The organism is Microbacterium sp. 22242, from assembly GCF_052045495.1.
In the GTDB taxonomy this organism is placed as follows: Bacteria; Actinomycetota; Actinomycetes; order Actinomycetales; family Microbacteriaceae; genus Microbacterium.
In genome coordinates, this window is the sequence record NZ_JBQEOZ010000005.1 from 139,210 (window position 1) to 152,278 (window position 13,069).

Annotated in this window: 10 protein-coding genes and 1 tRNA gene; 7 read left to right on the plus strand and 4 right to left on the minus strand. The window is 71.4% G+C overall.

Going from position 1 to position 13,069, the window contains the following annotated elements; translation table 11 throughout:
* Positions 1-38: 38 nt before the first annotated feature.
* The 5 genes from glgX (at position 39) to ACTJJZ_RS07315 (ending at position 8,191) form a co-directional block, all read left to right on the plus strand.
* The gene (gene glgX / locus ACTJJZ_RS07295; protein WP_440720518.1) at positions 39-2,135 is read left to right on the plus strand and encodes a glycogen debranching protein GlgX; all 2,097 of its coding nucleotides are present in this window, start codon (positions 39-41) and stop codon (positions 2,133-2,135) included.
* A 163-nt stretch (positions 2,136-2,298) separates the two neighbouring features.
* A complete protein-coding gene (locus ACTJJZ_RS07300) occupies positions 2,299-4,263 on the plus strand; it encodes a maltotransferase domain-containing protein (protein ID WP_440720690.1) in 1,965 nt (654 codons plus the stop codon).
* Positions 4,260-6,458: a 1,4-alpha-glucan branching protein GlgB gene (gene glgB / locus ACTJJZ_RS07305; protein WP_440720519.1), complete on the plus strand. Its 2,199-nt coding sequence runs from the start codon at positions 4,260-4,262 to the stop codon at positions 6,456-6,458. The genes ACTJJZ_RS07300 and glgB overlap by 4 nt, the downstream gene beginning before the upstream one ends.
* Positions 6,459-6,542: 84 nt before the next feature.
* Positions 6,543-7,103: an RNA polymerase sigma factor gene (locus ACTJJZ_RS07310; RefSeq protein WP_440720520.1), complete on the plus strand. Its 561-nt coding sequence runs from the start codon at positions 6,543-6,545 to the stop codon at positions 7,101-7,103.
* Positions 7,100-8,191 carry a DUF4349 domain-containing protein gene (locus ACTJJZ_RS07315; RefSeq protein ID WP_440720521.1) on the plus strand — a complete coding sequence of 364 codons (1,092 nt, stop codon included), beginning with the start codon at positions 7,100-7,102 and terminating at the stop codon, positions 8,189-8,191. Before ACTJJZ_RS07310 ends, ACTJJZ_RS07315 begins: the two co-directional genes overlap by 4 nt.
* 12 nt (positions 8,192-8,203) lie before the next feature.
* Here ACTJJZ_RS07315 and trpS read toward each other — a convergent pair whose 3' ends face one another.
* From trpS to ACTJJZ_RS07330, 3 genes are all read right to left on the minus strand, one after another.
* Positions 8,204-9,244 carry a tryptophan--tRNA ligase gene (gene trpS, locus ACTJJZ_RS07320; protein ID WP_440720522.1) on the minus strand — a complete coding sequence of 347 codons (1,041 nt, stop codon included), beginning with the start codon at positions 9,242-9,244 and terminating at the stop codon, positions 8,204-8,206.
* Positions 9,245-9,423: 179 nt separating this feature from the next.
* On the minus strand, positions 9,424-9,975 hold the full coding sequence (locus ACTJJZ_RS07325) for a GNAT family N-acetyltransferase (protein ID WP_440720523.1): 552 nt from the start codon (positions 9,973-9,975) through the stop codon (positions 9,424-9,426).
* 86 nt (positions 9,976-10,061) lie between these two features.
* Positions 10,062-10,134: transfer RNA gene (locus ACTJJZ_RS07330), tRNA-Glu, on the minus strand.
* A gap of 129 nt (positions 10,135-10,263) precedes the next feature.
* Here ACTJJZ_RS07330 and ACTJJZ_RS07335 point away from each other — a divergent pair.
* Both ACTJJZ_RS07335 and ACTJJZ_RS07340 read left to right on the plus strand, forming a co-directional pair.
* Positions 10,264-10,902, plus strand: coding sequence for an MBL fold metallo-hydrolase (locus tag ACTJJZ_RS07335; protein ID WP_440720524.1), 639 nt, complete (start codon positions 10,264-10,266; stop codon positions 10,900-10,902).
* 1 nt (position 10,903) lies between these two features.
* Positions 10,904-11,803 (plus strand): aminoglycoside phosphotransferase family protein, encoded by a 900-nt coding sequence (locus tag ACTJJZ_RS07340; protein WP_440720525.1) that lies wholly within the window; start codon positions 10,904-10,906, stop codon positions 11,801-11,803.
* Between the two features lie 7 nt (positions 11,804-11,810).
* On the opposite strand, the gene ACTJJZ_RS07345 is transcribed toward ACTJJZ_RS07340, so the two are convergent.
* Positions 11,811-13,004 (minus strand): cation:proton antiporter, encoded by a 1,194-nt coding sequence (locus ACTJJZ_RS07345; protein WP_440720526.1) that lies wholly within the window; start codon positions 13,002-13,004, stop codon positions 11,811-11,813.
* Positions 13,005-13,069: the final 65 nt, after the last annotated feature.

The window sequence follows — 13,069 nt, forward strand, 5'->3', positions numbered from 1 at the left end:
CGCGTCAAGACCGCCCGGCTCCGCGTATCCTGTCCCTCATGTGTCCGCATGGAACGGTGGCTGAGAGCCCGACCGCCGACATCGCCTGCACCCTCTGCAGCCCCGAGTTCGACGATCTCGGGGTCCGTCTGCACGATGGCGTCGCCACCCTGCGTGTGTGGTCGCAGAACGCGGGCTCGATCGAGCTGGTGATCTTCGACGAGACCGACCTGGACTGGGAGACCGCGCATCTGCCCCTCGAGCGCACCTCGGCCGGGGTGTGGGAGGTCAGCACGGAGCTGCTCCGCCAGGGGACCCGCTACGCCCTCCGCGTGGACGGACCGCACGCCTCGGGGAACACGTTCAACTCCGAGACCCTCCTGCTCGACCCGTACGCCCGCGGGCTCGCCCAGGGCGACGGGTACGAGGAATGGCGGTCGGTCGTCATCGCGGACGGCTTCGACTGGGGCGACATCGTCAAGCCGCGCATCCCCCTGGACCGGACGGTCCTCTACGAGGGCCACGTCAAGGGACTGACGAAACGCCACCCCGGGGTGCCCCCGGCCCTGCACGGCACCTACGCCGGGCTCGCCCACCCCGCGATGATCGAGCACTTCCAGTCCCTCGGCATCACCTCCGTCGAGCTGCTGCCCGTGCACGCCTTCGTCCCCGAGCCGCGTCTGCTGGAGCGCGGTCTCACGAACTACTGGGGCTACAACACCCTGAACTTCTTCACCCCGCACACCGCCTACGCCACGGAGGCGGCGCGCAAGGGCGGCCCGGAGGCGGTGCTGGCCGAGTTCAAGGGCATGGTCAAGCTGCTGCACCAGGCCGGGATCGAGGTGATCCTCGACGTCGTGTACAACCACACCAGCGAGGAGGGCATCGGCGGACCGCGCTCCAGCTTCCGCGGCATCGACAACGCGCTGTACTACCGGCAGCAGGCCGACGGCGCGTACATCGACACCACCGGGTGCGGCAACACCCTGAACACGTCGACCGAGGCCGCCGCGCGCCTGGTGCTGGACTCGCTGCGGTACTGGACGAACGAGATGCAGGTGGACGGCTTCCGCTTCGACCTCGCCGTCGCCCTGGGCCGCGACGCGCAGCACGAGTACGACCGCGACCACCCGCTGCTGCAGGCGATCCGCACGGATCCGGCCCTCGCCGGCGCGAAGATCATCGCGGAGCCGTGGGACCTCGGCCTCGGCGGATGGCAGACCGGCAACTTCGCGGCCGGCTGGAGCGAGTGGAACGACCGCTACCGCGACCGCGTGCGCAACTTCTGGCTCAGCGACATCGACTACGCCAGGCGCGCCTCGGCGCCGGTGGGCATCGGCGGCTTCGCGAACCGGCTCGCCGGATCCGCCAACACCTACAGCGAGGAGCGCGGTCCGCTCGCGAGCATCAACTTCGTCACCGCGCACGACGGCTTCACCCTGCACGACCTCGTCGCGTACGACGTCAAGCACAACGAGGCCAACGGCGAGGACAACCGCGACGGCGCCGACATGAACCGGTCCTTCAACCACGGCGTGGAGGGACCGACCGACGACCCGCTCGTGCTCGCCGCGCGGCGCAAGGCCATGCGCAACCTGCTCGGCACGCTGATGCTCTCCGCCGGCGTGCCGATGCTGACCGCCGGCGACGAGTTCGGCCGCACCCAGCGAGGCAACAACAACGCCTACTGCCAGGACTCGCCGCTCACCTGGCTGAACTGGGATCACGAGTCGTGGCAGCAGGACCTCCAGGCGCACGTGGCGAGGCTCACCCGACTGCGCGCCGAGAACCCGGCGCTGCGCCCCCTCAAGTACGCCCGGCTCGGCGAGCACATCCCGAACGCGTCGGTGATGGACTGGTTCGACCAGCGCGGCGACACGATGGACGTCGAGCAGTGGAACGATCCGCGCAACCGCACCCTGCAGTACGTCGCCGCGTCCACGCCGGACACCGAGGAGTTCAACCGGATCCTGCTCATGGTGCACGGCATCGAGAGCCCGGTCGACGTCACGCTGCCGGCGATCGAGGGCGTCACCCGCTACGTGTCGCTGTGGTCGAGCGGCGACGAGCGCCCGGGCGATGTCGAGACGGTGCACGAGCCCGGCGACGTGGTGCCCCTTCCCGGGACGTCGATGAGGCTGTTCCGCGCGGAGTGACGTGGCTGTTACCTCCGTCGCGGCCCAAGCGCGGTAGGTTCGGGGTGTGTCCGATCGATCTGCCACTCAGTCCAGGTCCGATGCTCTCCGCAGCACCGCGCAGATCCCCGTGCGCGCGCTGCCGACGACCGACGCCGCGGATGCGCAGACCACGCGCATCCCGCTGGCGGATCCGTCCCCCGCGGCTCCGGAGGGATTCCACCCCAAGGCGTTCGCGGGCGAGGTCGTGCCGTTCCGGGTGGTCGCCTTCCGGGAGGGCCATGACCTGATCGGCGTGCACCTGCGGCTGCGCACCCCGCAGCGCGAGGAGAGCCTGCACCGGCTCACCCCGCTGAACGACGGCAGCGACCGCTGGCAGGTCGATGTCGCGCTCGACGAGACGCGCACCTGGACCTTCCGGTTCGAGGCGTTCGCCGACGAGTTCGCGACCTGGGCGCACGCGGCGGAGCTGAAGATCCCGGCCGGCGTCGACGTCCCGCTGGTGCGCACCCTGGGCGCTCAGCTGCTCGCACGCGCCGCGAAGGACAAGGACCGGCCGAAGCCCGAGCGCAAGCGCCTGGCCGCGTTCGCCGACGCCCTGGCCGACGAGGACGGATCCGCCGACGAGGCGCTCGCGATCGCGACGGACCCGGAGCTCGCGACGCTGCTGCAGGACCGGCCGATCGCCTCCCTGGACTCGGCGACGCCGTGGCAGAGCATCCTCGTGGAGCGGACGCTCGCGGGCGCCGCGGCCTGGTACGAGTTCTTCCCGCGTTCCGAGGGCGCGGTGAGGAACGCGGACGGCACGGTCGCGAGCGGCACCTTCGCCACCGCCGCCGAGCGCCTCCCCGGCGTGGCCGGCATGGGCTTCGACGTGATCTACCTGCCGCCCGTCCACCCGATCGGCCGGCTGAACCGCAAGGGCCGCAACAACACGCTCACGACCGAGCCAGGCGACCCGGGCTCGCCCTGGGCCGTCGGCGCCGCCGAGGGCGGCCACGACGCGATCCACCCCGACCTCGGCACGCTCGCGGACTTCCGCGCCTTCGTGAAGAGGGCGAACGGCCTGGGCCTCGAGGTCGCGCTCGACCTGGCGCTGCAGGCCGCGCCGGACCACCCGTGGGTGCAGGCGCACCCGGAGTGGTTCACCGAGCTGCCGGACGGCACGATCGCGTATGCGGAGAACCCGCCGAAGAAGTACCAGGACATCTACCCGCTGAACTTCGACCGCGATCCGGTGGGGCTGTACACCGAGGTGCTGCGGATCGTGGAGCACTGGATCTCGCAGGGCGTGAAGACGTTCCGCGTGGACAACCCGCACACCAAGCCGCTGCGGTTCTGGGAATGGCTGATCCGCACCGTGAACACGAAGCACCCGGACGTGGTGTTCCTCGCCGAGGCGTTCACCCGGCCGGCGCCGATGCGCGGCCTCGCGGCCGTCGGCTTCCAGCAGAGCTACAGCTACTTCACCTGGCGCAACACGAAGGCCGAGCTGGAGGAGTTCCTGCTCTCGGTCGCGCACGAGACCGCCGACTACATGCGGCCGAACCTGTTCGTGAACACCCCGGACATCCTGACCGAGTACCTGCAGTTCGGCGGGCGGCCGGCCTACAAGATCCGCGCGGCCATCGCGGCGACCGGCGCGCCGCTGTACGGCGTGTACGCGGGTTACGAGCTGTTCGAGAACGTCGCCCGGCCGGGGTCCGAGGAGAACATCGACAACGAGAAGTACGAGTACAAGTTCCGCGACTGGGCCGCCGCGGAGGCGGAGGGCCGGTCGCTGGCGCCGTACCTCACCCGGCTCAACGAGATCCGCCGTGCGCACCCGGCCCTGCGCCAGCTGCGCAACCTGCGGGTGCATTGGAGCGACGACGACGCGATCATGGTGTTCTCGAAGCACCTGGACGCGCCCTTCACCGGCACGGACACCAGCGACACGATCATCGTGGTCGCCAACGTCGACCCGCACTCGGTGCGGCAGACCACAGTGCATCTCGACACCCTCGCCTGGGGTGTCGAGCCAGGGACGGCGTACGAGGTCGAAGACCTCGTCACCGGATCCGTCTGGACCTGGACGGATCACAACTTCGTGCGCCTCGACTCGTTCACCGAGCCGGTGCACATCCTCCATGTGAAGGGGCAGCGATGATCACCACTGCGATCGACTCCGCTGTGCTCGAGGCCGTGGCCTCGGGCTCCTACCACGACCCGCACTCCGTGCTGGGCGCCCATCCGCAGCCGGAGGACCGCGGAAGACGTTCCACGATCGTGCGCGCGCTGCGGCCGCTGGCCAAGACCGTCTCCGTGCTGATGGACGGCGGGATCGACGTGCCCCTCACCCACGTCGCGAACGGCATCTGGGAGGGAGAGGTGCTCGGCCCGGTGGGTGCGTACCGCATCGAGGCCACCTACGAGGACGCGCCGGACTGGTCGACCGGCGACGCGTACCGGCACCTCCCCACCGTCGGCGAGCTCGACCTGCACCTGATCCGCGAGGGGCGGCACGAAAGGCTCTGGGAGGTGCTCGGGGCGCATCCGCGGACCATCGACGGCGACCGCGGCACCGCGTTCGCCGTCTGGGCGCCGCACGCCGCCGCCGTCCGCGTAGTCGGCGATCACAACGGCTGGGACGGCCGCCTCGACGCCATGCGCTCGATGGGCTCGAGCGGGATCTGGGAGCTGTTCCTGCCGGGCGTCGACGTCGGCGCGCACTACAAGTACGAGATCCTCACGCCGAACGGGGACTGGATCCTGAAGGCGGATCCGATGGCGCAGCTCGCCGAGACGCCGCCGGCGACCGCATCGATCGTGACCCGGTCCGAGTACACCTGGAACGACGGCGCCTGGATGACCCGTCGCGCCGCGACGCACGCGGTCGCGCAGCCGATGAGCGTCTACGAGCTGCACCTCGGGTCGTGGCGGCCGGGGCTGGGCTACCGGGACATCGCCGACGAGCTGATCGAGCACGTCGAGGCCACCGGCTTCACGCACGTCGAGTTCATGCCCGTCGCCGAGCACCCGTTCGGCGGATCCTGGGGCTATCAGGTCAGCGGCTACTACGCCGCCACGCACCGCTTCGGCGAGCCGGACGACCTGCGCTACCTGATCGACCGGCTGCACCAGGCCGGCATCGGCGTCATCATCGACTGGGTGCCGGGGCACTTCCCGAAGGACTCGTTCGCACTGGCCCGCTTCGACGGCCAGGCCGTGTACGAGCACCCGGATCCGCGCCGCGGCGAGCACCGCGACTGGGGCACCCTGATCTTCGACTACGGCCGCAACGAGGTGCGCAACTTCCTCGTCGCGAACGCGCTGTACTGGCTCGACCAGTTCCACGCCGACGGCCTGCGCGTCGACGCCGTCGCGTCGATGCTGTACCTGGACTACTCGCGCAACGAGGGCGAGTGGGAGCCGAACGTGCACGGCGGCCGGGAGAACCTCGAGGCGATCCGGTTCCTGCAGGAGGTCAACGCGACCGCCTACCGCACGCACCCCGGCATCGTGATGGTCGCCGAGGAGTCCACCAGCTTCCCCGGCGTCACCGCGCCCACCAGCCACGGCGGCCTCGGCTTCGGGTTCAAGTGGAACATGGGCTGGATGAACGACTCGCTCGTGTACATCGAGCGCGACCCGCTGTACCGCGGCCACCACCAGGGCGAGATGACGTTCTCGTTCGTGTACGCGTTCGGCGAGAACTACATCCTGCCGATCAGCCACGACGAGGTCGTGCACGGCAAGGGCAGCCTGCTGTCGAAGATGCCAGGGGATCACGCCGCCAAGCTCGCGAACGTGCGCGCCTACCTCGGCTACATGTGGGGCCATCCGGGCAAGAACCTGCTGTTCATGGGGCAGGAGTTCGGCCAGCTCTCGGAGTGGTCCGTCGACCGCGGCCTGGACTGGTGGCTTCTCGACCAGCCCTCGCACCGGCAGCTGCTGGACTTCGTCGGCGCGATGAACCGCACCTACCGGGCGAACGCGCCGCTGTGGGAGCGCGATCACGACGGCTCCTCGTTCACGCGGATCGGCGCTCCGGACTGGGATCCGAACATCGTCGCGTTCGTGCGCAGGGACGCGCACGGCGGGCACCTCGCCGTGGTCAGCAACTTCTCGGGGGTCACCCGGCACGGGGTGCGCCTCGACCTGCCGCTCGCAGGGGGCTGGACCGAGGTGCTGAACACCGACGCCCACGAGTTCGGCGGGCACGGCGAGGGCAATCTCGGCCTGGTGTACGCGAAGGACATCGAGAACGGCTCCCCGCAGGCGACGCTGACCATCCCGGCGCTGTCGACGATCTGGCTGCGCCATCAGCGCGAGCCGCACGTCCCGATCGTCAGCAAGGGCTGAGGCCGGGATCCGTCGCAGGCGGATCCTGAGACGAATCCGGCGGTGCCGACACTCCTACAGTGAGAGACACCGAACGGAGCCCGCATGGCACAGACACGAGGCGACACGGCGCTCGTCGCGCGCGCGGCGTCGGGGAGCGAGCACGCTTTCCGCACGCTGTACCGCGCATACGCCCGCCCCGTCTACTGGATCGCGCACGGCATCCTGGGCAGCGCCCCCGACGCGGAGGACGTCACCCAGGAGACGTTCGTCGTGGCGTGGCGGAAGCTGCCCGGACTGGAACTGGCCGGGGAGTCGCTGCTGCCGTGGCTCGCCACGATCTGCCGGTTCCAGGCGGCCAACCGCCTGCGCCGGCGGCAGCGCGAGCTCGCGCACACCACCGACGAGGCCGATGAGCGCATCCCGTCGCTGATCGACGTGGAGCAGCAGGTCATCACCGCTGAGCTCGCGGCGCGGATCGCGCAGGAGCTCGGTGGCCTGAGCGCCCTGGATCGCGAGATCTTCCGGCTCTGCGCCACCGAGGGCTACGACTACCGCGCCGCGGCCGCCGAGCTCGGCGTCGGGCACGGCGTCGTCCGCAACCGTCTCTCCCGCGTACGCACCCGTCTGCGCGGCGCTGTGACCGAAACGGAACCCGCATCATGACCGCCACCCGCTCTTCCACTCCCCCGGAGCTCCCCGAGCTGTCCGACGACGTCGTGGCCCGCATCGAGCAGGACGTGTTCGCCGAGATCGCCGACGAGCGGGCGGGCGTCCGAGCCCGCGGCGCCGCACGCCGTCGCTCCCGCCGCCGCGGCTGGCTGACGGCGGGAGGGATCGCCGCCGCGTTCGTCGTGGGCGTCCTCGTCACGCCGTCGGTGCTGTCGATGACGGGCTCCTCGTCGTCCGGGTCCGCGGTCTCCTCCGCGCCGGCAGGCGCGCCGCAGCCGTCGCTGAAGTCGCTCTCGGACGCCGGGACGCAGGCGTCGTCCACGGCCGGCGGCTCCGCCTCCTCGGCCACCACGCCCCGCGACATCGTGCGGACCGGTTCTGCGACCGTGCAGGTCAGGGACGTCCGCGCCGCCGCGGACGGGCTCCGCGCCCTCGCCGAGAAGCACGGCGGTTTCGTGGAGAGCCAGCAGATCGGATCCGCGCAGGCCGCCAGGGGCGGCGACGGCATCGTTCCGACGCCGGCGGACGGCTGGGTGACGCTGCGGGTCCCTGCTGCCGATCTCACCGCCGTGATGGACGCGCTGCGCACCCAGGGCACGGTGCTGTCGACCTCGATCGGGCAGAACGACGTGACGGCGACCACCACGGACCTGCGCGCCCAGGTGTCGTCCCTGACCACGTCGGTGGACCGCCTCACCCAACTGATGTCCCAGGCCTCCTCGGTCGCAGACCTGCTGGCCGCCGAGACCGCGCTCACCGATCGTCAGGCGCAGCTGCAGTCCGCGCAGCAGCAGCTCAAGGACCTCGAGTCGCAGGTCGACATGTCCTCGGTGCAGGTGACGCTCGTGCGCGAGGCCCCTGCCACCGCCGATCCCGCCGGCTTCGGGGACGGGATCGCCGCCGGGTGGCACGGGCTGATCGTCTCCCTGAACGCGCTCGTGATCGCGATCGGCTTCCTCCTCCCCTGGCTGGCGGTCGCGCTCGTGGTGGTGCTGGCGGTCTGGGGCATCCTGCGCCTGCGCCGCGCCCGTCGAGCGCGCGCGACGGCCGCCACGGAGACGGCGTCCTCTGCCCAGAGCTGAGCGGCGGTCCGGTCAGAAGCCGTATCGCATGCCCATCGCTGCCCTGACCTCGTCGAGCGTCGCGATCGCGATCTCCCTCGCCCGCGCGTTGCCGGCGCGGATCACCTCGGCGGCCTCGTCCGGGGAGATCCGCGCCCGGCGCTCGCGGTGCGCGCGCAGGAACCCGTTGACCGACTCCGCGGTCACCTGCTTGAGGGCGGCGGATCCTCCGGTGCCGATCTCCGCCGCGACATCCTCCGGCGCGACGCCACGGCAGACGGCGGCCGTCGCGAGCAGACCGGACACGCCGGGACGGTGCTCGGGATCGAACGCGATGAGCCGCTCCGAGTCCGTGCGCGCCCGGCGGATCGCTGCCGCCGTCTCGTCCTCGGTCGCGCCGAGCGCGATCGCGTTGCCGTAGCTCTTCGACATCTTCCGGCCGTCGAGTCCCGGCAGCTCGGGGGTGTCGGTGAGCAGCGCCTCCGGTACCGGGAACACGGGTCCGTACCGCTCGTCGAAGCGCCGGGCGATCGTGCGGGTCAGCTCCACATGCGGGAGGTTGTCCTTCCCGACCGGGATGAGGTCGCCCTTGCAGAACAGGATGTCCGCCGCCTGGTGCACGGGATACGTGAGCAGCAGCGCGCCGATCCCCCGCCCTGCCGCCTCGGCCTCCGCCTTCACAGTCGGATTGCGGTGCAGCTCGGCCTCGGTGACCAGGCTGAGGAACGGCAGCAGCAGCTGGTTCAGCTCGGGGATGGCGGAGTGCGTGAAGAACGTGGTGCGCCGGGGGTCGAGCCCGGCGGCGAGATTGTCCCTGACCGCCTCGACGACGTTCTCGCGGACGTCGCCGAGGCTGTCCCGATCGGTGATCACCTGGTAGTCGGCGAGGACCACGAAGGTCTCCACCCCCTGCTGCTGCAGGCGCACGCGTTCCAGGATCGTGCCGAAGAGGTGTCCGAGATGCAGCCGGCCGGTCGGCCGCTCCCCGGTCAGGATCCGATGCCGTCCCGGATGTGCGGCGATCTCGGATCGCAGCCGCGTCGTCCGCGCGGCGGTGGCGGTGAAGGTGTCCATGTCTGCTCCCAGGGCCGAGGAGCTGCAGGGGTGCGCGAACATGAGGAACGCGGGCCGCCATGCAGCCCGCGTGAGTGGTCGATCGTGCGCGTGCGGCTGCTAGGGCAGCCACCACCAGGAGTTCATCACGCGCATGACGTCATCATAACCGCCAGGTCGGCCGTGTCCGGCGACGCGGTTCAGCCGGCGTCGCCGCGGGCGTCGCGGCGGGCGAGCCAGTCGGTCCGGAGCAGGCCCATCCGCACGATGTCCTCGTACCGGCCGCGCACCCAGGCGTGCTCGCGCTGACGCCCCTCGACGACGAAGCCCGCCTTCTCGTAGACGCGCAGCGCCGCCGCGTTCGAGGCGATCGCCTCGAGGTGCACGCGGCGCAGGTTGCCGCGCACGAACGCGAACTCGACGAGCTGTGCAACGGCCTCGGTGCCGAAGCCCGTGCCGCGCGCCGAGGGCGTCACGGCGATCCCGACCTCGGCGTGCCGGGCGACCTCGTCGATGTCGAAGAGGTTCACCGTGCCGACGGCCTCGCCTGCGACGTCGATCACGAAGGTGAGGTTCCCGTTCGCGGCGGCGTCGCGCTCGGCCAGCCGCGCCAGGAACGCCTCCCGCGTGGGGACGGCGGGCCGGCCGGGGCTGCGCTCCTCCCAGCTGTCCAGGTCCGCGGCGATCGCGTACAGAGCGTCGAAATCGGCCTCTCTGCGCGGACGGAGGGTGACGACCGGTCGTGACGACATGCGGCCACGCTACCGGATCGCCGGCCCGCGTCGACCGGCCAGGGACGACGAAAGCCCCCGGAGACCGGGGGCTTTCGCGTGTCGTGTGACCCCAGCGGGATTCGAACCCGCGTTACCGCCGTGAGAGGGCGGCGTACTAGGCCGCTATACGATGGGGCCGTCTTCTCGAGGCGTTTCCGTCTCGCGACAACCGTACAAGTATGACATGGCCCCGAGTGCGCGCCAAATCGGGCCGACCTCTCGCCGACACCCGGGTGTGTCGCGCCGGCACGGGATTACGCTCGGATCATGCGCGTCACCAAGCATGAGCACGCGGCCCTCCGCGTCGACGACCACGCCCAGACCCTCCTCATCGATCCGGGCAGCTTCACCCTGCCGCTGGACGATCTCGCCCGCCTCGCCGGCGTCGTGATCACGCACGAGCACCCCGATCATTGGACGCCGGAGCACCTGAACCGGATCCTCCGCGACGCCCCGGGGACGCCGGTCTACGCGCCGGCCGGGGTCGCTCGCGCGGCAGCCGGCTTCGACATCATCGAGGTCGCGCCCGGCGACACGGTGACCGCAGGCGACTTCACCCTGCGGTTCTTCGGCGGCATGCACGCGGAGATCCACTCGTCGCTGCCGCTCGTCGACAACGTCGGCGTGCTCGTGGACGACGAGCTGTACTACCCCGGCGACTCCTACGCCGTGCCGGAGGGCGTCGAGGTCGGCACCCTGGCCGCCCCGCTGGGCGCGCCGTGGCTGAAGATCGGCGAGGCCATGGACTATGTGCTCGCCGTCAAGCCTCGTCGCGCGTTCGGCACGCACGACATGACGCTGTCCGTGATCGGCGCGAACATGCACCGGGCCCGGCTGAAGTGGGCCACGGAGCAGAACGGCGGGGAGTTCTTCGAGCTGGCACCGGGCGACTCGATCGAGGTCTGAGGTGGCGGACTCCCCCGCCGCCGAGGTCGAGATCGGCGAAGCGCTCGTCAGGGACCTGCTGCGAGAACAGTCTCCCGAATGGGCCGATCGTCCGCTGCGCCTCGTCGCCGAGGGCTGGGACAACGCGATCTGGCGTCTCGGCGACGACCTGGCCGTGCGCCTTCCGCGTCGGCAGGCGGCCGCCGATCTGATCCGGCACGAACAGCAGCACCTCCCGGCGATCGGAGCACGCCTCGCCGTCGAGGGCATCCGCACTCCTGCGCCGCTGTTCGGCGGCCGGCCCGGCCCGCGCTTCGGCTGGGCCTGGTCCGTCGTGCCCTGGTTCGAAGGTCGTGCCGCGCTCGCGCAGCCACGGCCCGAGCGCTCCGCCTGGGCGGCACGGCTGGCGTCCGGCCTCCGTGCGCTGCACGTGCCGGCTGCCGACGGCTTCCCGCTCAATCCGGTGCGTGGCGTGCCCCTACGGGTGCGCGATGCGGACCTGAGGGCCGCCGGCGCGCGGCTCGCCCGGCGCGACCCCGATCTCGCCGGCGCGCTGCTCGCACGGTGGGCGGACGGCGTCGCCGCTCGCGCGCATACGGGACCCGCGCTGTGGCTGCACGGCGATCTGCATCCCGGCAACATCATCGTGCAGCATGGCGACCTCGCCGCCGTGGTCGACTTCGGCGACACGACCGGTGGCGATCCGGCCTACGATCTCGGCGCAGCCTGGATCGTCTTCGACGGCACCGGGCGCGCTGCGTTCCAGGAGCTCCTGGCGGATGCCTACGATGACGCGGCATGGGTGCGTGCCCGCGCCTGGGCGGCCGCGATGGCGATGATCCTGCTCACCCGCAGCGACGACCGCGCCGACATGGCGGCGCTCGGCACCGAGATCGCGGAGCAGGTGCTACAGGACCGCTGACCAGGCGTCAGGACGATGCACCGTTCGGCGCCCCGCCCGGCGCGATCGGTCCGTCCGAAGCCGGTGCCGGGGACGATGCGGCGTTCCGTCTCGACACGACGGCGACCGCCGCGGAGGACGCGATCACGGCCACGAGGGCGCCGAGCAGGATCGCCGCGCCCTCGCCCGGGAGCAGCGCCCTGGTCGCCACGCCGAGCGCCACCGCGGCGACCGGCACGCCGAGCTGCCCGGCCGAGGCGATCGCCTGCGACCACGGCAGCCCCGCCGCGCGTCCGGCGAGGTGCGCGATCACGGCGGCGGCGCCGAGCACGAGTCCGAGCAGGATCATCTGCGGGTGGTCGGTCAGGTTGCGGAGGCTGATGGACGACCCGAGCCAGACGAAGAAGAGCGGCCCGAAGAAGCCCTCGGTCATGCCGAAGAGCTGGCGCGCCAGGCGCCGCGGCTGACCCACCGCGGACAGCACGAGGCCGAGCGTGAACCCGGCCATCATGACCGAGACGTGCGTGAACTGAGCGATCGCGGCGAGGCCGAACAGCAGGACCAGGCTGAGGCGCAGTTCCAACGCGAAGCGGCGGGACTCCGAGAACCTGTGCATGGCGTGCCTGCGCTGGGGACCGATCCGGCGCAGCAGGATCGCCAGGAGCACACCGATCGCCGCGATGAGCAGGCCCCCGAGCACGACCACGGGCGCCCTGGACGGCTGCAGCACCAGGGGCAGCGCGACGATGCAGGCCACGTCGGCGAGGGCGATCTGAGCGATCAGCTGCGCGGCCGATTCCGGAGCGATCTCGAGGTCCTGCAGCATCGGCAGCACGAGCGCGGCGGACGACGACGCGATCAGCACGGCGTAGATCCCGCCGTGCTGATTGCCGAACAGGGCGGCCACGCCGATCCCGACGCCGACCGCCACCACGGCGACCAGCCCGGCTCCCAGGGCGCCCTTGCCGACCGCGGCGCGCACCGTGCGATCCCGGATCGGGATGTGCGATCCGATCACGAGCATGATCAGGCCGAATCCGATCTGCCCGAGGAACGTCAGCGTCGGCTCGCCGGAATCCACCCAGCGGAACCCGCTGGCGCCGACGACGAGCCCCGCCAGGAGCTCCCCGGCGATCAGCGGGATCCGCCACGACCTGCGCGCGGCCAGCAGCGGACCCGTCAGCCCGACCAGCGCGATCAGGGCGAGCGTCGCGAACGTCATGCGCACACTCTAGGACCGCGCGCGCCGGGCCGGCTCACGGCGCGTCGGCCCCCGCGAGCCGGTCG